This is a genomic window from Cupriavidus sp. UGS-1 (genome assembly GCF_021213615.1).
GTDB lineage: Bacteria > Pseudomonadota > Gammaproteobacteria > Burkholderiales > Burkholderiaceae > Cupriavidus.
The window spans coordinates 16,766-34,979 of record NZ_JAJQJF010000014.1 but is presented as its reverse complement, the minus strand read 5'-3'; the positions used below and the strand labels follow the sequence as shown (position 1 = coordinate 34,979).

Below are 18,214 nucleotides of genomic sequence, written 5' to 3'. Positions count from 1 at the left end.
TCGACATGACTACCATTGCCTTTATCGGCCTGGGCGCGATGGGCTCGCAGATGGTGCGCCATCTGCTCGCGGCCGGCCATACGGTGCGCGCCTCCGTGCGCCGGCCCGAAGCCGCCGACGCGGCGCGCGAACTGGGCGCCGAGCCGTTCTTCAGCCCGGCCGAGGCGGCGCGCGGCGCCGAGGTCGTGTTCACCAACGTGACCTCGTCCGAGGATGTCCGCATGGTTCTGCTCGGCGAAGGCGGCGTGATCGAGAGCGCCGCGCCGGGCACGATCTGCATCGACCACAGCACGATCTCGCCGGTGGTCACGCGCGAGATCGCCCAGGCGCTGGCCGAACGCGGCATCCAGGCGCTCGACTGCCCGGTGTCGGGCGGCACCGTCGCCGCCGAAGCCGGCACGCTGACCATCATGGTCGGCGGCAAGGCGGAAGTCCTCGAACGCGTGCAGCGGCTGCTCGCCTGCTACGGCAAGACCATCACGCATATCGGCGACAACGGCGCGGGCCAGGTCGCCAAGCTGTGCAACCAGATCGCGCAGGTCGTCAATATCGAAGGGATCGCCGAGGCGATGCGCTTCGCGCAGTCGCAGCAGGTCGACATGCAGCGCGTGCTGCAGGCGATGTCGACCGGCATGGCCGGCAGCCGCATGCTGGACATGATGGGACCGAAGATGGTCGCCCGCGATTTCGCCGCCGGCATCCAGGCGCGCCTGCACGACAAGGACTTTGGCCTGGCCGCCGACGTCGCCCGCGAAGCCGGGCTGGCGCTGCCGGCGATGCAGGCCACCGCCGCGCAGCTGCAGACGCTGATGCGCAACGGCTGGGGCAAGGACGACACCTCGTCGCTGCTGCGGGTGCTGGAGGATCAGGGCTGATTCGGCATGAAAGTGGCCGGGCATGGTCGTCAAACGCCATCTTCGCGTGGGCAAGGCCGGCCGCGGCGATCAGCACGGACCACCGGCCCCGGCCGACACGCCAGCCCTGCTCGAGACCTGCCCGCTATGCGGGCGGCCACTGATCGCGGGCCCCAGCACCGACCTGCACCACCCGGTGCCCCGCTCCCGCGGCGGAACCGAGGTGGTGCCGATGCACCGGGTCTGCCACCAGAAGATCCACTCGGTCTTCACCGAAGCCGAGCTCGCCACCGAATTCCACGATTGGGACAAGCTGCGCGGCCACCCCGCCATGGCCGACTTCATCCGCTGGATCGCCCGCAAGCCGCCGGAGTATTACGACCGCAACCGCTGGACCAACGACAAGCGCCGGCGCTAGACCGCGCCGCCCCGCGGCAGGCCGCCCTCGGTTGTCCCGTCAGGCGATTTGCGGCATAATCCGCTGCTCAGCGCAGTGCCCCCGCCGCTTCTCCGGCAACCCTCCGGCACGATCGCGCACCCCGCCCGGGTGGTGAAACAGGTAGACGCAGGGGACTCAAAATCCCCCGCCGCAAGGCGTGTCGGTTCGAGTCCGACCCCGGGCACCAAATCCCAAGAAGTCCAGAGACGCCGTCAACCCTCGCTTTGCGGGGGTTTTTGCTTCCCATAACATCCCATACGTCCGGTGTCGGACTGTGCATTGGCATGCTGCTATCGGCTCTGCCCGCCGCGCCGGCTTGCGGTTGCGACCAATACATCGGCATGAAGCATTTACCGTTCGATCGACGTCATCGCGGGCGCCATTGAGGTCCGTTCGCTTTTTTCAGGCGCGGATGCGGCCAAGGTACAACTGTTGCTTGACCCGTCGTATTCCTGCTGTCACGACACGAAGACTGCATGTCAGGACGTCATCCGTGGCCCCCTCCTGTCACCGGCGCGGCGCTCAAGGATGCCTCGCCATCTGAACCGGCGCCGCCCTCGCCGGCCAGCGCGTCGCGCAAATCTCCCCTCGCCATCTACGGCGCGATCGCGGCCAACCTCGCCATCGCCGTGACCAAATTCATTGTCGCCAGTGTCACGGGCAGCTCCGCGATGCTCTCTGAAGCGATCCACTAGACCGTCGATACCGGCAACGAGCTACTACTGCTGGTCGGTCTGTCGCGCAGTCGCCGCAAGGCCGATCCGCAGCATCCGTTTGGCTACGGCAAGGAGCTGTACTTCTGGAGCTTGATCGTCGCGGTGCTGATCTTTGGCCTGGGCGGCGGCATTTCGGCTTACGAAGGTGTGCTTCACATGATGGATCCCGAGCCATTGCGCGATCCCCACTGGAATTACATCGTGCTGGCCTGCGCCGCGATATTCGAAGGAATCAGCTTTGCCATTGCGCTGCGCGAGTTCAATCGCGAAAAGGGCGCCACGCCGTTCTGGACGGCGCTGCGCAGCAGCAAGGATCCCACCACCGTCACCGTGCTTGCCGAAGACGCCGCGGCGCTCGCTGGACTGGTGATCGCTGCGGCGGGCATCTATGCGAGCCACCGCTGGAACATGCCGGTGCTGGACGGCGCGGCATCGCTGGTGATTGGCGTGCTGCTTACCGGCGTCGCTACGGTGCTGGTCCGGGAAAGCCGCAGCTTGCTGGTGGGGGAAAGCGTGAACCGCGAGATGGCCGAAGGTATTCAGCGCCTGGCACACGAAGACCCTTGCATCGATTACGCCGCGCGGCCGCTGACCATGCATTTCGGTCCCGACGATGTACTGGTAGCGCTCGACGTCCAGTTCCGTGCCGGCGCTCGCGGCACCGAGATCGCGCGCTCGGTGGAAAGGGTGGAACGGCAGATTCGTTTGCGCTATCCCTCCGTCAAACGGATCTACATCGAGGCGCGGCTGCTGGCCGCGGCCGCCGAGCCGAGCGGGACAGGGGCAACGACTCCAGAAAAACCTGGTTCGGTATCGTCGACGGCGAGAAGTATCAAATCGCGTGATACCGGCTGATACCAAGCGCCTTGCGCTGCTGCAGGCGGCTTACGCCAGCAAGGCTCGTTGGCAAAGGTGTTCGCTTAGGTGACGCAAAGAATCCTCTAGCGTTGCAAGGGTTGTCCCCAATAACGGTTGCCGCCCTCAAATTTGTATGATGACCTTATTACCTGATAAGGCATCACACCGGCCCAAGCCATGTTCGACAAGGTCTCCGCCCCCGCGATGAGCGACACCGTCGCTCAGCAACTGCTCAAGCAGATCGAGATCGGCAGTTTTGCCGCGACCGGCAAGCTGCCCACCGAGGCCGTGCTGGCGCAGCAGTTCGGCGTTAGCCGTACGGTGATTCGCGAGGCGATTTCGCGGCTCAAGAACGAAGGCGTGGTCGAGCCGCGCCAGGGCAGCGGCGTGTTCGTCAAGGAGCATGGCGCGATCCGGCCGTTGCGGATCGATTACGCCGAGGCGATCGAGCCCAGCTCGATGCCGCATCTGCTGGCGGTGCGCCGCGCCATCGAGGCGGAGGTTGCAGCGGAGGCCGCGCGGCGCTGCACTGACCGGGATATCGCCGAGATCGACGCGGCGCTGGCCAATATCGACGAGGCGGCGGCCGCCGGACGCGATGGCGTGGCCGAGGATGTCGCCTTTCACCGCAAGATCGCCGCGGTGACCGGCAACCCCTACTTCATCAAGACGCTGAATTTCCTGAACCAGTACCTCGAGGCCGGGGTCGCGGTGACCCGCCGCAACGAGGCGACGCGCGACGATTTCTCGCGTCAGGTGCGCGACGAACACGCGGCCATCGTCGACGCGATCCGTGCGCGCGACCCGATGGCGGCACGCAATGCCGCCCTGACCCACCTGTACAACGCCGAGCGCCGGCTGTCGCAAGCCGGCATCTGCTGAGCGGCCGCCGCGGCGGCTCGCGCCAACCAGAGACAGATCATGTCACGACATATTGGAGTCATCGGCCTCGGTGCCATGGGCCTGGGCGTTGCGCGCTCGCTGTTGCGCGCGGGCTTTCGCGTTCACGCCTGCGACGTGCGCGACGAGGTGCTGCGCGCCTTCGCCAACGAAGGCGGCATCGCCTGCGCCACGCCGGCCGAACTGGGTGCGCAGTGCGACGTGGTGGTGACGCTGGTGGTCAATGCCGAGCAGACCGAAGCGGTGCTGTTCGGCGAGCAAGGCGCGGTGGCCCGCATGAAGGCCGGCAGCGTGGTCATTGCCAGCGCGACGGTCGCGCCGGAATTTGCCGTGCAGCTTGGCGTGCGCCTGGAAGCGGCGGGCCTGCTGATGCTCGACGCGCCGGTGTCCGGCGGTGCGGCGCGCGCGGCGTCGGGCGAGATGACGATGATGACGTCGGGGCCGGCGGCCGCCTATGCCGCCTGCGACGACGTGCTCGAGGCCATCGCGGGCAAGGTCTATCGACTTGGCGAGCAGCATGGTGCCGGCTCCAAGGTCAAGATCATCAATCAATTGCTGGCCGGCGTGCATATCGCGGCTGCCGCCGAAGCGATGGCGCTGGGGCTGCGCGAGGGCGTCGATCCGGACGCGCTGTACGACGTGATCACCCATAGCGCCGGCAACTCGTGGATGTTCGAGAACCGGGTGCCCCATATCCTCAAAGGCGATTACACGCCGCTGTCCGCCGTCGACATCTTCGTCAAGGACCTGGGCCTGGTGCTCGATACCGCCCGCCGCAGCAAATTCCCGCTGCCGTTGTCGGCCACCGCGCATCAGATGTTCATGAGCGCGTCCAGCGCCGGCCATGGCGGCGAGGACGATTCCGCGGTGATCAAGACCTTCCCCGGCATCACGCTGCCGCCCTCACGCTGATTCAAAACAGGCTGAGCGCCGTTCGTTGCCGCTGTCCGTTATCCCCCGCCCATTCATGTCCCACTCCAACTCGCCTCGCCCGCTTCTGGGCTGTATCGCCGACGATTTCACCGGCGCCACCGATCTGGCCAATATGCTGGTCAAGAGCGGCATGCGAACCGTGCAGACCATCGGCGTGCCGCCGTCCGCGGCGCCGCTGCAAGCGGACGCCATTGTGGTGGCGCTCAAATCGCGCACCATCCCGGCAACCGAGGCCATTGCGCAATCGCTGGCCGCCCTCGCCTGGCTGCGCGAACAGGGCTGCCACCAATTTTTCTTCAAGTACTGCTCGACCTTCGACTCTACCGATGCCGGCAATATCGGCCCGGTGGCCGAGGCCCTGCTCGATGCGCTGGAACAGCCCGGCTTCTCGATCGCCTGTCCGGCTTTTCCGGAGAACGGCCGTACGGTCTTTCGCGGCCATCTGTTCGTCGGCGACACGCTGCTGAACGAGTCGGGCATGCAGAACCATCCGCTGACGCCGATGCGCGATGCCAATCTGGTGCGCGTGCTGCAACGGCAAACCCGCGACAGGGTCGGCCTGATCCGCTATGACACGATCGCCGCCGGCGCGGCCGCGGTGCGCGAGGCGATCGCGCAGTTGCGCGCCGATGGCGTACGGCTGGCGATTGCCGACGCGCTGTCCGACCAAGATCTGCACGTGCTCGGCGAAGCGTGCGCCGATCTGCCGCTGGTGACCGGCGGCTCGGGCATCGCGCTCGGCCTGCCCGCCAACTTCCGCCGCGCGGGTCTGTTGGCGGAACGCGCCGATGCCGCGCAATTGCCCCGCATCGAAGGCCATGCCGCGGTGCTGGCAGGCAGCGCGTCGCAAGCGACGAACCAGCAGGTGGCAGCGTGGCGCGGGAACGGGAACGGGAACGGAGCTGACGCCAGGCCGAGTTTCCGCATCGACCCCCTCGCGGTGGCGCGCGGCGAAGCGGTGGTCGAGCAGGCGCTGGCGTTTGCCCGATCGCATCTGCCCGAGCCGGTACTGATCTATGCCACCGCCACGCCCGACGAAGTGCGCAGCGTGCAGCGAGCGCTCGGCGTGGCGGAGGCCGGCCAACTGGTGGAGGCCACGCTGGCTGCCATCGCGCGCGGTCTGCGCGAGATGGGCGTGCGCAAGTTCGTGGTTGCCGGCGGCGAGACGTCGGGCGCCGTGGTGCAGGCACTCGACGTGAAATCGCTGCAGATCGGCGCGCAGATCGATCCCGGCGTGCCGGCCACCGCCACCATCGACACCGAGCCCTTGGGTCTGGCGCTCAAGTCGGGCAATTTCGGCGCGGTCGATTTCTTCGCCAAGGCGCTGCGCCAGCTGGAAGGAGGCATCCAATGAGCGAGGAAGCCCGCCTGCGCGAGGAGATCTGCACGATCGGCGCGAGCCTGTATGCGCGCGGGCATGCGGTCGGCAGCGCCGGCAATATCAGCGCGCGGCTCGACGACGGCTGGTTGATTACGCCGACCGATGCCTGCCTGGGCCGGCTGGACCCGGCGCGCATCGCCAAGGTCGACGCCAGCGGCCAGCACGTGTCCGGCGACAGGCCCTCGAAGACGCTGGCGCTGCATCGCGGCATCTATGCCAACGACCCGAACGCGCACGGCGTGGTGCATACGCATTCGACCCATCTGGTCGCGCTGACGCTCGCGGGCGTCTGGCGCGACGACGACGTGCTGCCGCCGATCACGCCCTACTACGTGATGAAGGTTGGCCATGTTCCGCTGCTGCGCTATCGCCGCCCGGGCGACCCCGAGGTCGCGGCGCAAGTGGCCGCGCTGGCCGCGCGCGTGCGCGGCGTGCTGCTGGACCGGCTGGGCCCCGTGGTGTGGGGCCCGTCGGTTTCGCAAGCGTCGTGGGCGCTCGAAGAGCTCGAGGAAACCGCACGCCTGTGGTTGATGACCGATCCCAAGCCCGCGCCGCTCGACGCCGCGGCGCTTGAAGAACTACGCCAGACCTTCGGCGCACGCTGGTAGCGGACGCGCCAGCCCGCGGTGTGCACGGGCCTTGATTACGCACACCGGCGCCGGCGCGACAGCCGGCCCGACACAATCCATAGGAGACAACCGATGACAGCCTACGACGCGGCCGCGGCCGCCTACGTCGACGCACCCGACAAAGCCGAACTCGACCTGACCTACCGCAAGGTGTTCTGGCGCATCGTGCCGTTCCTGATGCTGTGCTACGTGGTGGCCTATCTGGACCGCGTCAACGTCGGCTTCGCCAAGCTGCAGATGTCGCAGGACCTGGCCTTCAGCGAGACGGTGTTCGGCCTGGGCGCCGGCATCTTCTTCCTCGGCTACTTCCTGTTCGAACTGCCGAGCAATATGCTGATGCACCGGATCGGCGCGCGCATCTGGATCGCCCGCATCATGATCACCTGGGGCATCCTGTCGGCGATGTTCGCCTTCGTCACGACGCCGACGCAGTTCTATGTGCTGCGCTTCCTGCTGGGCCTGGCGGAGGCCGGTTTCTATCCTGGCGTGATCCTTTACCTCACCTACTGGTTTCCATCGCACCGCCGCGCCAAGATCATCGCGGTGTTCATGTCGGCGATTCCGGTATCGGGCATTTTCGGCAATCCGCTGTCCGGCTGGATCATGGAGAGCTTCCACGGTGGCGCGGGCTTTCACGGCTGGCAATGGATGTTCGTGCTGGAGGCAATCCCGGCGGTGCTGATCGGCATCGCGACGATCCTCTATCTGGACAACAACATCCGCAGCGCCAAATGGCTGACCGAGCGCGAGAAGACGCTGCTCGCCGACGAGATCGCCGCGCAGCCGCAGGAGCAGCAACAGCACGCGCATTCGCTGCGCGCGGTGTTCCGTGACCCGCGCATGTGGTGGATGTCGCTGATCTACTTCGCCTTCGTATCGGGGCAGTACGGTCTGACGTTCTGGATGCCGACCTTCGTCAAATCGACCGGCATCACGGGCACGCTGGAAATCGGGCTGCTGAGCGCGATTCCCTTCGTGGTCGCCATCGTCGCGATGAACCTGTTCGGCCACAGCGCGGACAAGCGCCGCGAGCGGCGCTGGCATCTGATCGTGCCGGCGCTGATGGGCACCGTCGGCTTCACCATCGCCGCCTCCGCCACCGGCAACACCACGCTGTCCATCGTCGCGCTGTCGGTGGCGGCCGCCGGCGTGCTGACCTGCGCCCCGCTGTTCTGGTCGCTGCCGACCGCGTTCCTCGCCGGCAGCGCCGCCGCGGCCGGTATCGCGATCATCAATTCGATCGGCAACCTGGCCGGCTTCGCCAGCCCCTATCTGATCGGCTTCCTGCGCGATGCCACCAACAGCACGGCAGCCGGCATGTATGTGCTGGCCGGCATGCTGGTGCTCGGTGCCGTCGCCGTCTGGCTGACGCCGGCCAGGCTGGTCAACCGCTAATATGGACGCGGCGCGCTAGCGCCGCCTTCCTCCACTCCATCCCGACTTGCTGCCATGCCACGCTTTGCCGCCAATCTTTCGATGATGTACAACGAGCACGCGTTCCTGGACCGTTTTGCCGCGGCCGCGAACGATGGCTTCCGCGCCGTGGAGTATCTGTTTCCTTACGACTTTCCGGCGGCCGAGCTGAAGTCGCGGCTCGATGCCAATGGCCTGCAACAGGCGCTGTTCAATGCGCCGCCGGGCGACTGGGCCGGCGGCGAACGCGGCATCGCGTCGCTGCCCGGACGGGAAGACGAATTCCGGCGCAGCATCGATACGGCGCTCGACTACGCGCGCGTGCTGGGCAACGACAAGCTGCACGTGATGGCGGGCCTTGCGGCGCCGGGCGTGTCGCGCGACCAGCAGCGCGCCATCTATCTGCGCAACCTGGAGTACGCCGCCCGCACCGCGCAGGCCGACGGCATCACGGTGGTGATCGAGCCGATCAACACCCGCGATATCCCGGGTTTCTTCCTGAACCGCCAGGACGATGCGCAAGCGATCTGCCGCGAGATCGGCGCGCCGAACCTCAAGGTGCAGTTCGACTGCTATCACTGCCAGATCGTCGAAGGCGATGTGGCGACCAAGCTCAGGCGCGACATCGCCGGCATCGGTCATATCCAGATCGCCGGCGTGCCGGAACGGCACGAGCCGGATATCGGCGAACTGAACTATCCCTACCTGTTCGACGTGATCGACGCGCTTGGCTACCAGGGCTGGATCGGCTGCGAATATCGCCCCAGGGCAGGTACCACCGAGGGGCTTGGGTGGCTGCGCCCCTGGCTGCAGCGGTAATCATTGCGGGCGGCTGGCACATTCACGGCCGGCTGCCCGCCGATCTCGCGATTCAACAAGGCAACGCATCATGAAAGTACTGATCACCGGCGGCGCCGGATTTCTCGGCCAGCGTCTGGCCAAACAGCTGCTGTCGCGCGGCGAGCTGACCGGTCCCGACGGCAAGGCGGCTCCCATCACGGAACTGGTGCTGGTCGATGTCGTGCCAGGCAACGATCTGGGCGACCAGCGCGTGACCGCGCTGGTCGGCGATATCGCCGATCCCGCGCTGCTCGAACGCGCGATCGACCGCGATACCGCGGTGGTGTTCCATCTGGCCGCCATCGTCAGCGGCCAGGCCGAGGCCGATTTCGACCTGGGCATGCGCATCAACCTCGATGCCTCGCGCGCGCTGCTCGAAGTATGCCGGGCCCGCGGCCATCGCCCGCGCGTGGTGTTCACCAGCTCGGTGGCCGTCTATGGCGGCGTGCTGCCCGAGGTGGTGCGCGACGATACCGCGCTCAATCCGCAATCGTCGTACGGCACGCAGAAGGCGATTGCCGAACTGATGCTGTCCGATTACAGCCGGCGCGGCTTTGTCGACGGCGTCGTGTTGCGGCTGCCGACCATCAGCGTGCGTCCGGGCCGGCCCAATGCCGCCGCATCGTCGTTTGCCAGCGGCATCATCCGCGAACCGCTCAATGGCGAGGAGGCGATCTGCCCGGTGCCGGGCGCCACGCGGCTGTGGCTGCTGTCGCCGCGCCGGGCCATCGAGGCGCTGATTGCCGGCAGCGAGCTGCCGGGCGAACGGTTGGGCAATCGGCGCATCGTCAATCTGCCTGGCGTTTCCGTGACCGTGGATGAGATGATCGCCGCGCTGCGGGAAGTGGCCGGCGACGAGGCCGCCAACCGCATTCGCCGCGAGCCCGACGCCCGCGTGCAGCAGATCGTCGGCAGCTGGCCGGGCCGCTGGGACACCACGCGCGCCGAGCAGCTGGGGTTGCGCGGCGACGCCGGCTTCGCCGATGTGATCCGGGCCTATATCGAGGACGAGCTGCGCCAGGGAACGCGGACGGCGGGCGCCATTCACCCCCAGGTCAACGGATCGAGCCGCAGGTAGAAGGCCAATCGTTCGCGATCGGCCGTCAGCCCGAGGGTGTCGAACAGCATGGCGAAGGCCTGTTCCGCCTGCTGCGGTGTCTGCCAGCTTTCCTCGGCATTGGCCACCATCAAGGCGAGGTCGGCATAGCGGTCCGCCCGGCCGAGCCGACCCAGGTCGATGATGCCCGTGCATCGCAGCGTGTGCGGATCGACCATGAAGTTGGGCAGGCAGGGATCGCCGTGACAGACCACCGTAGAGGTGGCCTCTTGCGCAAGGCGGACGGGCAGCTCGCGTTCGACCCGCGCCAGCAGTTCCGGGGCCGGCGTGCGCTTGTCCTCGTCGGGCAGAAAGTCTGGATTGACTGCATCGCGGTTCACCACGTCCACGGCACGCGCGAACATCGCCGACAGGCTGCGTTCGAACGGGCACTGGCCCGACGACAACGCGTGCAGCGCGCCAAGCTCGCGCACCATCGACGGCCATGCCTCGAGCAGATCCGTGCCGGGCAAATCGGCCGCGGGCACGCCTGGCACGGCTGTCATCACCAGGCACACTTCGTTCCCCGCTTCTCGCCAGTCCAGTACCTTCGGGCAGGCAATCCCTTGACCCTCCAGCCAGGCGAGCCGATCGCGCTCGCCGGCGAGCTCTGCCGAGCGGGACTCCGGCACGACCTTGGCGAAGGCCCGGCCGTCATCGCGGCGATAGACAAGATCGCCCGATTCGCCCATGCTGACCGGCATCCAGCGAAGACGGCCGTGATCGGCCAGTGCCGCGGGCAGTGTCATACTTCCCTCCCTTCTTGATGCGAACGGAAACGCCAAATGCATCCGGGTCCGCGCCCCATCCAGCTCGAAACACCCCGTCTGATCGTGCGCCCATGGCAGGCTTCCGACAGCGATCCCTTTGCCGCGCTCAATGCCGATGTCCGGGTCATGCGCTATTTTCCGGCGCCGTTTGACCGCGCCGCCAGCGACGCGATGATCGACCGCTGCAGCGCGCATATTGCCGCGCACGGGTTCGGGTTCTGGGCGGTGGAGCGCAAGCAGGATGGCGCGTTTATCGGCATGGTGGGCCTGAACATCCCAGGCGCGCCGTTACCCTTCGCGCCGTGCGTGGAGATCGGCTGGCGCCTTGCGGCTGAATACTGGGGACGGGGCTACGCCAGCGAGGCCGCGCGCGCCGCCCTGCGGGCCGGCTTCGAGGTATTCGGCCTGAACGAAATCGTGTCGTTCACCGCCTTGCTGAACCAGCCCTCGCAGGCGGTGATGGAACGGCTGGGCATGCGGCGCTGCGCGCAGACCTTCGACCACCCGAACGTACCCGATGGCCATCCGCTCAAAGCGCATTGCGTGTACCGGTTGACGCGGGCCGACTGGACCGCGGTCCGGCAGGATACCGGCGGCGGCGCGGCCGACATCCGGATTCGGTAACGCCTTCGGCGGCGCCGACTATTTCTTGCCGTTCCCGGCAAACGCTGCAGTAATGCCCAGCCCGATCAGCAGCGTGCCGCCGACGTAGCGCTCGAACGTCAGATAGCCGCGGCTTTGGCGCAGCCAGCGGCCCGCCGCACTTGCGGCCAGCGCGTAGCAGGCATCGCTGATCAGGCCAAGCAGCGTGAACAATAGGCCCAGAAAGACGATCTGCATCGCCACGTGGCCGCGGCTGACGTCGACGAACTGCGGCAGGAAGGCCAGGAAGAACAGTGCCGTCTTGGGATTGAGCAGGTTGACGATGAAGCCGTCGCGGAACAGCCGGGCGTAGCGCCGCTGCTGCGGCACCGCATCGACGACGACCGGCGCCGGACGGCCGAAGATCTTCTTCAGCCCCAGCCAGATCAGATAGGCGGCACCGGCATACTTCAGGATGCTGAACGCCACGGCGGACGAGGCCAGCAACGCGGACAACCCCAGCGCGGCGGCCAGCACGTGTACCAGCGTGGCCGTATGGATGCCGAGATCCGACACCATCCCGGCCTTGCGGCCCTGCTCCACCGACTGCGCGATGATGTACAGCACGGCCGGGCCTGGAATCACCAACAACACCAGGGCGGCGCTGACGAACAGAACCAGATTTGCGGTACTGGGGATAACGAATTCCATGGCTCGGTCTCCATATGGCGAGCATCGGGGGGGAAGAAGAACCGTTACTCTACCGCAGGACCGTTTCTCGCCCGGTCGTGCGGTGCAGCATGTTTTTCCCTTGCGCCGGCGCCGCCGCTCCGATCGACTCGTGCGCGACGACTTCCACATCGATAAAGCTATTCTTTCGCTGATCGATACTTAATCTTGTTTGCAGGTCGGGGATAATCCGCCAACAATCGCCTGTCGTCCCGCCGGAATTCCGCCATCGACCCACGGTGCCGAGCGCGAATCCCCATTTCTCCGAGGTATTGTCTTGTCGAACGCCGCCCCTGCCGCACTGAGCGATTCCGTCGCCGAACTCTCCGAGCGCGACCAGCGCGGCAATATCCTGCGCCTGACCGTCGCGCAGGCGCTGGCCGGTGCCAATTCCGTCGTGGTCTATGCGACCGGCGCGATCGTCGGCGACATGCTGGCCCCCGACAAGACGCTGGCCACGCTGCCCATCTCGATCTTCGTTGTCGGCATGGCGGCGTGCATCCTGCCGACGGGAGCCATCGCGCGCCGCTACGGCCGACGCGCCTCGTTCCTGGCCGGCACCGCCTGCGGCGTGCTGGTCGGTTTGCTGGCGGCCGCCGCCGTCGTGTGGAGTTCGTTCTGGCTGTTCTGCCTGGCAACGTTCTTCGGCGGCGCCTATGCGGCGGTGGTGCTGTCGTTCCGCTTCGCCGCGGCCGACGGCGTCTCGCCTGCGCTGCGCCCGCGTGCGCTGTCCTTCGTGATGGGAGGCGGCGTCGTCGCCGGTGTCGTCGGACCACAGCTGGTCACGCACACCATGCATCTGTGGCCGCCGCACATGTTCGCGGCGACCTTCGTCATGCAGGCCGTCGTCGCGCTGGTGTCGGCGCTGGTGCTGTGGGGCGTGCGGCTGCCGATGCCGACGGCGGCGGAAGTCGCGAAGGGGCGGCCGCTGTCGACGATCGCGCGCCAGCCGCTGTTCGTCACCGCGGTCATGTGCGGCGCCGTGTCATACATGCTGATGAACTTCCTGATGACCGCGGCGCCGCTGGCGATGCATCTGTGCGGCCATTCGCAGGAAGACGCCAACCTCGGTCTGCAGTGGCACGTGATCGCAATGTATGGACCGAGCTTCTTCACGGGCCGGCTGATTACCCGCTTCGGCGCGCAGCGCGTCGTCACGGCGGGCCTGCTGCTGACCGGCGTTTCCGCCGCGATCGGCCTGACCGGCATCGATGTGGCCCACTTCTGGCTGACCCTGATTCTCCTGGGGCTCGGCTGGAACTTCGGCTTCGTGGGCGCCTCGGCGCTGGTGCTGGAATGCCACCGGCCCGAGGAAAAGACCAAGGTGCAGTCCTTCAACGATTTCATCGTCTTCGGCACGATGGCGCTCGGCTCGTTTGCCTCCGGGGGACTGTTGGCGGCCTACGACTGGGATACGGTGTTGTGGGTATCGTTCGCGCCATTGGCCCTGGCGGTGATTGCGCTGATGCTGATGGCGGTCCAGCCGAAACGCACCGCCTAGCACGCGATGGCATGAGTGCTCATGCGTCGCCGCCCTCGTGCAGCATCCGCGCGATCGCCTGGCTGACATCGTTGACCCAGGCGCGGACGTCTGCCCCGCGTTCGTGCCAGGCCTCATCGGCGCCATCGCCGCCATCGCCGCCATCGCCACGATAGGCATCGCGGGCCGTCGCCAGTAGCGCGCGCTGGCCCTGCGGCAGGCGCGGCAGCAACCAGTCGGCAGCCTCGTCCTTCGGCACGATCTTGCCCGTCGCCAGCGTGACCCACATGCGGGCCAGCGTCAGCATGACGTTGCGTTCGTCGCCGCAGACGTTCGCCACCAGCGCCGGCAGGCTGTCCGCGATGGCGCGCCGGATATCGGTGTAGGGAATCGCTGGAAGAAATTCGGCAAGCGCCGGGCCGATCAATGCGCGGTGGCCTTGCAGGGCCGTGGCCAGCACCAGCGTCAGATCGGGGTCGGTGCTCGGCGCCGGCACCGCGCCCGCTTCGAACTCGTCGCGCAGCCATTCGCCATAGACGAGGTCGCTCCGCGCCGGGTGCCGCCACGGCGCGATGTCGTCGAGCACCACAATCGTGACTTCGGCATTGCGGGCCGGCCCCCTCTCCGCGCGCGCGCCGGAGACCTTCATCAACGCTTGCACCAACTGCCTGCGGCATTGCGCGGCCATCGTTCGATGCGTGAGCACCAGCAGGTCGACATCGCTGTCCGGCCGCAGCCCGCCCACGATGGCGGAGCCGAACAGATAGGCGCCGGCGATGTTGTCGCCGAGCGCGCCGACTACGACATCGAGAATGCGCCGGACTTCGATCGGGACCGGCTCGTTGGCAAGCGGCGGCATGGTGCAGTGGCGTCGTTGGCGATGTTCGATGGAACCGCAATACTAGCGCGCTGCCGCCGCTCTCCCCACAGGTCCACGAGCGCGCGCGTCCATGGCTCACCGTTCCGGCGCGTCATAAGCCCTCGGCATCCCCGCATCCCGCTCGATCACCCTGCCGGCTGCGAGCAGCCGCTGTTCGCGGAAGCTTGCGGCCACCAGCTGCACGCCGCTCGGCAGTCCGTTGTCGATACCGGTTGGCAGGTGCAAACCCGGCAGGCTCATCGCGGCGACGCCGATCAACGGGGACTGATCCCGCAGCAGCATCTGCATCCGCTCGAGATCGTGCAGATCCTCGCCCCACGGCATCGGCGGACGGCAGGATGTCGGCATCAGCACCAGCGGATAGCGGTCGAGGAACGCATTCCATTCGCGCCGAAGCGCATCGCGCCGCGCGAAGGCCGCGGCATAGGTGCGCAGGTCCGGCGGTGGCGCACACGCGGCCATGTGCCTCACCGACGCGATGATCGTCGGATCGCGCGTCGCCTCGACGGCCGCCATCATTCCCATCCGGACTTCCGTCATCACGATGGCCAGCCAGATATCCAGCGCTTCGTCGAGCCGGGGCGGCACGGCCCGTTCGACGCGGTAGCCGGCCGCCTGCAGCGCGCTGGCTGCCTTCCCAAGGGCGCGTACCACTTCCGGAGCGAGCCGGGCGCCGGGAATCTCGTCCACGCACGCCACGCTGACAGGCGCCGCGTCGTCCGGGACATCCAGCGGCATGCCGACCCACGTCGGATCGCACGATCCGCTCGATGCCATGGCACGGAATCCGAGCTCGACGTCGTCGACGCATCGCGCCAGCGGCCCCTGCGCCGAGAACAGCTGCAGGCCGGCGAGGCGCGGATCTGCGGTCGGCTGATAGGCCGGCACGCGTCCAGGGGTGGGCCGCAAGCCGACCACGCCGTTGACATAGGCCGGATAGCGGATCGAGCCGGCGATGTCGGTGCCGTGCGCGATCCCGCCCATGCCCGCGGCGACCGCCACCGCCGCGCCGCCGCTGGACCCGCCCGACGTGATATCGGCGTTCCAGGGATTGAGCGTCCTGCCGTGCAGCGGGTTCTCGGTGAACCAGCGAAACGAGAAGGGCGGCACATTGGTCCGCCCGACCACGATCGCACCGGCGCGCCGCAGGTTCGCAACGACGGGACCATCCTCGCGCGCCACGCGGCGGCGGTAGGCCGGCACGCCGTTGGTCGTCGCCTCGCCTTCGACGTCGGCGTTGAGCTTGATCGTCACCGGTACGCCATGCAGCGGTCCGAGCGGGTCCGGCGAAGCCGAACGCAATGCGTCGGCCCGCCTTGCTGCTTCGAGCGCCCGCTCGCGATCCGCATGGACGATCGCATTGAGACGCGGATTGATGGCGTCGATGCGTTCGTACACGCTGTGGACCGCCTCCACGCTCGACACCGTGCCGGCGCGAATCTGCGCCGCCAAGTCGGCGGCGTCCCATTGCCACAATGCCGCCGGCAGCGATGCCGCCCGGGCTGCGGGGCCGATGTCGTTGGGCTTCCTTCGCATGCTCGTCCGTTCCTCAATCGAGCTTGATGCCGTTCTGGCGGACGACCTGCTCATAGGTCGCGCTGCGCGTCTCGATCGCACGGCGCATCTGCGCGCCGCTCCACGGTGTGGCCTCGAAACTGAAGGTCTTGTAGCGCGCCTGCACGTCCGTGCTGGCGACGGCGGCGAGCAGATCCTTGTTGATCCTGTCGAGAATCGCCGCGGGTGTGCCCTTCGGCGCCATCAGCGCGACGAAACCGCTGGGCACCGCATGGGCCGGACCGCCGGACTCGGCCAGCGTCGGCACATCGGGCATGGCAGGCAGCCGCTGCGGGCTCGTCACCGCGAGATAGCGGACGCGACCGGGCTGATAGACGAACTCGGTCGACGCCCTCGCCCCCAACGCCCAGTCGGTTTCGCCCGTGCTGACGCCGGTATAGAGCTGCCCCATCTCCTTGTACGGCACGTGCAGCATCCTGACGCCGGCCTGCGCCTCCAGCAGCGCGGACTGCAGATGCGCCGTGCTGCCGACGCCCCAGGTCCCAAAGCTGACCTTGCCCGGTCTGGCCTTCGCGGCCGCGAGCAGATCGCCGACGGTCTTCCACGGGGAGGACGACGACACCACCACGAAGAACGGCGTGCTGTAGAGCACGCCGACCGGCTCGAAGGCATCGAACACGCGGAAATTGCGGCTCTTGAACAGATGCGGCAGCGCGCTCAATGCATCGCCATCGTGCAGCAGCAGCGTATGGCCATCCGGCGCCGCCGCGCGCGCCGCGTTGATGGCAATGAAGCCCGCGCCGCCCGGCCGGTTCTCGATGACGACGGGCGTCTTCCATTGGAGCGCCAGTTTTTCGGCGACGGCGCGCATCATCGCATCCGGTCCGCTGCCCGCCGAGAACGTGCTGACGATGGTCACCGGTTTGGTCGGAAAGGCGCCGTTGCCGGCCCCGAATGCCAACCTCGGCAAAGCCGGCGTCAGCAAGGCGACTGCCAGCAGCGTCGCGACGATGCCTTCGGGGACAAGGACGGTCCACGCGCGCCGCATGGATGCCTTGGTGTTGGTCGAGCACACTGCGGGGCCTCTGGTGGGCGGAACTCTGGTGCTGGGAATCATCGCTGTCTCCTCCCCGGTTCGATGCAACCCATTCTTGTGCCGGTCGGCCTCGCCAGCAACAGCGCCGCGGGATACCATCTATCCAATTTTTCGATATCCCTGTGCGGAGACATCCGATGGCGTCGCTGGACCTGGAGTGGATTGCGGTATTCGACGAGGTCTACAAGGCCGGCAGCGTGTCGCGCGCGGCGGACAAGCTCGGCATGACGCAAGGCGCGGCGAGCACGGCGCTGAACCGCTTGCGTGCCTACTATGGCGATCCGCTGTTCACGCGCACCGCGCGCGGGGTATTGCCGACGCCCCGGGCCGACGCCCTGCACAAGGTGCTGCGCGAGGTCCGCGCGATGCTCGAACAGGCCCGCACCGCGTCGGCCTTCGATCCCGCCAAGGCGAAGCGTTCTTTCCGGATCTGCATGACGGATCTGGGAGAAATCGCCTTGCTGCCGCGGCTGCTCAATTACCTGCAGCGCCATGCGCCGGGCATCGACATCGATGCGGAACGCATCACCGCCGACAGCGCGCGGCGGCTCGAGGAAGGCGCGGTCGATGTCGCGGTGGGCTACATGCCGCAGCTGGAGGCGGGCTTTTATCAGCGCGCCCTGTTCGAGCAGGACTTTGTCTGCATCGCCAGCCGCTCGCATCCTCGCATCGGCAAGACACTGTCAAAGGCGGTCTATCGGCGCGAGCGGCATGCAACGGTGGCCGCCACGGGCACTGGCCACACCGTCATTCTGGAGAAGGCCCTCGCCGGTCATGGCGCGTCACCGCGCATCGCCCTGCACGTGCCCAGCTTCCTGGCCCTGGCCCAGATCGTCGGCGAGACCGAACTGCTCGCCACGGTGCCTCGGCACTACGCTGCCGTGATGCAGTCGCGCGAGCCCATCCGGCTGCTCGCCCTGCCGTACGAGGTCCCGCGCTACGAGGTCAAGCAGCATTGGCACGTGCGCTACCACCGCGATCCGGCCAATGCCTGGCTGCGGCAGGTCATCGCCGACCTGATGCCGTCGGCGGTGATGAGCCCACCGGCGACGCCGCGACGGTCGCTCGGAAAAATTGGAAAGGCCGCGTAGCTCGCTTGTTAT

17 protein-coding genes, 1 tRNA gene and 2 pseudogenes are annotated in these 18,214 nt (G+C 67.4%); 15 read left to right on the top strand and 5 right to left on the bottom strand.

Translation table 11 applies throughout. From position 1 onward, the window contains the following. The first annotated feature begins 5 nt into the window (after positions 1–5). From LRR16_RS17625 to denD, 12 genes and pseudogenes are all read left to right on the top strand, one after another. A complete protein-coding gene (locus tag LRR16_RS17625) occupies positions 6–875 on the top strand; it encodes an NAD(P)-dependent oxidoreductase (protein ID WP_232206692.1) in 870 nt (289 codons plus the stop codon). Between the two features lie 22 nt (positions 876–897). After that, positions 898–1,272, top strand: coding sequence for an HNH endonuclease (locus LRR16_RS17620; protein WP_006576448.1), 375 nt, complete (start codon positions 898–900; stop codon positions 1,270–1,272). 123 nt (positions 1,273–1,395) lie between these two features. Further along, positions 1,396–1,480, top strand: a tRNA-Leu gene (locus LRR16_RS17615). A gap of 289 nt (positions 1,481–1,769) precedes the next feature. Next, positions 1,770–1,988, top strand: coding sequence for a hypothetical protein (locus LRR16_RS17610; RefSeq protein WP_232206691.1), 219 nt, complete (start codon positions 1,770–1,772; stop codon positions 1,986–1,988). Positions 1,989–2,003: 15 nt separating this feature from the next. Beyond that, positions 2,004–2,864 (top strand): annotated as a pseudogene (locus tag LRR16_RS17605) (cation diffusion facilitator family transporter); the annotation flags it as partial. A 180-nt stretch (positions 2,865–3,044) separates the two neighbouring features. Next, positions 3,045–3,749, top strand: a complete 705-nt coding sequence (locus tag LRR16_RS17600; protein ID WP_006576446.1) for a FadR/GntR family transcriptional regulator — start codon at positions 3,045–3,047, stop codon at positions 3,747–3,749. Between the two features lie 33 nt (positions 3,750–3,782). Next, positions 3,783–4,679 (top strand): annotated as a pseudogene (gene ltnD / locus LRR16_RS17595) (L-threonate dehydrogenase); the annotation flags it as partial. 55 nt (positions 4,680–4,734) lie between these two features. Next, the gene (gene otnK / locus LRR16_RS17590) at positions 4,735–6,054 is read left to right on the top strand and encodes a 3-oxo-tetronate kinase (protein ID WP_006576444.1); all 1,320 of its coding nucleotides are present in this window, start codon (positions 4,735–4,737) and stop codon (positions 6,052–6,054) included. Beyond that, positions 6,051–6,689 (top strand): aldolase, encoded by a 639-nt coding sequence (locus LRR16_RS17585; RefSeq protein ID WP_064576478.1) that lies wholly within the window; start codon positions 6,051–6,053, stop codon positions 6,687–6,689. Before otnK ends, LRR16_RS17585 begins: the two co-directional genes overlap by 4 nt. Before the next feature lie 93 nt (positions 6,690–6,782). Continuing rightward, positions 6,783–8,105: an MFS transporter gene (locus LRR16_RS17580; protein WP_006576442.1), complete on the top strand. Its 1,323-nt coding sequence runs from the start codon at positions 6,783–6,785 to the stop codon at positions 8,103–8,105. Between the two features lie 54 nt (positions 8,106–8,159). Further along, positions 8,160–8,942, top strand: a complete 783-nt coding sequence (otnI, locus tag LRR16_RS17575) for a 2-oxo-tetronate isomerase (protein WP_232206690.1) — start codon at positions 8,160–8,162, stop codon at positions 8,940–8,942. Between the two features lie 70 nt (positions 8,943–9,012). Then, positions 9,013–10,041 carry a D-erythronate dehydrogenase gene (gene denD, locus LRR16_RS17570; RefSeq protein ID WP_232206689.1) on the top strand — a complete coding sequence of 343 codons (1,029 nt, stop codon included), beginning with the start codon at positions 9,013–9,015 and terminating at the stop codon, positions 10,039–10,041. Here denD and LRR16_RS17565 read toward each other — a convergent pair. Next, positions 10,008–10,808, bottom strand: a complete 801-nt coding sequence (locus LRR16_RS17565; protein WP_232206742.1) for an APH(3'') family aminoglycoside O-phosphotransferase — start codon at positions 10,806–10,808, stop codon at positions 10,008–10,010. The genes denD and LRR16_RS17565 overlap by 34 nt on opposite strands. Before the next feature lie 36 nt (positions 10,809–10,844). Here LRR16_RS17565 and LRR16_RS17560 point away from each other — a divergent pair, with 36 nt between their 5' ends. After that, the gene (locus LRR16_RS17560) at positions 10,845–11,453 is read left to right on the top strand and encodes a GNAT family N-acetyltransferase (protein ID WP_232206688.1); all 609 of its coding nucleotides are present in this window, start codon (positions 10,845–10,847) and stop codon (positions 11,451–11,453) included. An 18-nt stretch (positions 11,454–11,471) separates the two neighbouring features. Here LRR16_RS17560 and LRR16_RS17555 read toward each other — a convergent pair whose 3' ends face one another. Further along, positions 11,472–12,122 carry a LysE family translocator gene (locus tag LRR16_RS17555; protein WP_006576437.1) on the bottom strand — a complete coding sequence of 217 codons (651 nt, stop codon included), beginning with the start codon at positions 12,120–12,122 and terminating at the stop codon, positions 11,472–11,474. A 295-nt stretch (positions 12,123–12,417) separates the two neighbouring features. On the opposite strand from LRR16_RS17555, the gene LRR16_RS17550 reads away from it, so the two are divergent. Next, positions 12,418–13,641, top strand: a complete 1,224-nt coding sequence (locus LRR16_RS17550; protein ID WP_232206687.1) for an MFS transporter — start codon at positions 12,418–12,420, stop codon at positions 13,639–13,641. 19 nt (positions 13,642–13,660) lie between these two features. On the opposite strand, the gene LRR16_RS17545 is transcribed toward LRR16_RS17550, so the two are convergent. From LRR16_RS17545 to LRR16_RS17535, 3 genes are all read right to left on the bottom strand, one after another. Continuing rightward, positions 13,661–14,479: an aminoglycoside adenylyltransferase family protein gene (locus tag LRR16_RS17545; RefSeq protein WP_232206686.1), complete on the bottom strand. Its 819-nt coding sequence runs from the start codon at positions 14,477–14,479 to the stop codon at positions 13,661–13,663. A gap of 96 nt (positions 14,480–14,575) precedes the next feature. Next, positions 14,576–16,036: an amidase gene (locus LRR16_RS17540; protein WP_232206685.1), complete on the bottom strand. Its 1,461-nt coding sequence runs from the start codon at positions 16,034–16,036 to the stop codon at positions 14,576–14,578. A gap of 13 nt (positions 16,037–16,049) precedes the next feature. Next, a complete protein-coding gene (locus tag LRR16_RS17535; RefSeq protein WP_232206684.1) occupies positions 16,050–17,132 on the bottom strand; it encodes a tripartite tricarboxylate transporter substrate binding protein in 1,083 nt (360 codons plus the stop codon). Between the two features lie 116 nt (positions 17,133–17,248). On the opposite strand from LRR16_RS17535, the gene LRR16_RS17530 reads away from it, so the two are divergent. After that, positions 17,249–18,202 carry a LysR family transcriptional regulator gene (locus LRR16_RS17530; protein ID WP_064576487.1) on the top strand — a complete coding sequence of 318 codons (954 nt, stop codon included), beginning with the start codon at positions 17,249–17,251 and terminating at the stop codon, positions 18,200–18,202. The last annotated feature ends 12 nt before the right edge of the window (positions 18,203–18,214 follow it).

What these genes read in the sequence shown, in the direction of transcription:
- LRR16_RS17625 (WP_232206692.1), top strand. Translation starts at nt 6, where the DNA reads ATGACTACCATTGCCTTTATCGGCCTGGGCGCGATGGGCTCGCAGATG.
- LRR16_RS17620 (WP_006576448.1), top strand. Translation starts at nt 898, where the DNA reads ATGGTCGTCAAACGCCATCTTCGCGTGGGCAAGGCCGGCCGCGGCGAT.
- LRR16_RS17610 (WP_232206691.1), top strand. Translation starts at nt 1,770, where the DNA reads ATGTCAGGACGTCATCCGTGGCCCCCTCCTGTCACCGGCGCGGCGCTC.
- LRR16_RS17600 (WP_006576446.1), top strand. Translation starts at nt 3,045, where the DNA reads ATGTTCGACAAGGTCTCCGCCCCCGCGATGAGCGACACCGTCGCTCAG.
- otnK (WP_006576444.1), top strand. Translation starts at nt 4,735, where the DNA reads ATGTCCCACTCCAACTCGCCTCGCCCGCTTCTGGGCTGTATCGCCGAC.
- LRR16_RS17585 (WP_064576478.1), top strand. Translation starts at nt 6,051, where the DNA reads ATGAGCGAGGAAGCCCGCCTGCGCGAGGAGATCTGCACGATCGGCGCG.
- LRR16_RS17580 (WP_006576442.1), top strand. Translation starts at nt 6,783, where the DNA reads ATGACAGCCTACGACGCGGCCGCGGCCGCCTACGTCGACGCACCCGAC.
- otnI (WP_232206690.1), top strand. Translation starts at nt 8,160, where the DNA reads ATGCCACGCTTTGCCGCCAATCTTTCGATGATGTACAACGAGCACGCG.
- denD (WP_232206689.1), top strand. Translation starts at nt 9,013, where the DNA reads ATGAAAGTACTGATCACCGGCGGCGCCGGATTTCTCGGCCAGCGTCTG.
- LRR16_RS17565 (WP_232206742.1), bottom strand. Translation starts at nt 10,808, where the DNA reads ATGACACTGCCCGCGGCACTGGCCGATCACGGCCGTCTTCGCTGGATG.
- LRR16_RS17560 (WP_232206688.1), top strand. Translation starts at nt 10,845, where the DNA reads ATGCATCCGGGTCCGCGCCCCATCCAGCTCGAAACACCCCGTCTGATC.
- LRR16_RS17555 (WP_006576437.1), bottom strand. Translation starts at nt 12,122, where the DNA reads ATGGAATTCGTTATCCCCAGTACCGCAAATCTGGTTCTGTTCGTCAGC.
- LRR16_RS17545 (WP_232206686.1), bottom strand. Translation starts at nt 14,479, where the DNA reads ATGCCGCCGCTTGCCAACGAGCCGGTCCCGATCGAAGTCCGGCGCATT.
- LRR16_RS17540 (WP_232206685.1), bottom strand. Translation starts at nt 16,036, where the DNA reads ATGCGAAGGAAGCCCAACGACATCGGCCCCGCAGCCCGGGCGGCATCG.
- LRR16_RS17535 (WP_232206684.1), bottom strand. Translation starts at nt 17,132, where the DNA reads ATGATTCCCAGCACCAGAGTTCCGCCCACCAGAGGCCCCGCAGTGTGC.
- LRR16_RS17530 (WP_064576487.1), top strand. Translation starts at nt 17,249, where the DNA reads ATGGCGTCGCTGGACCTGGAGTGGATTGCGGTATTCGACGAGGTCTAC.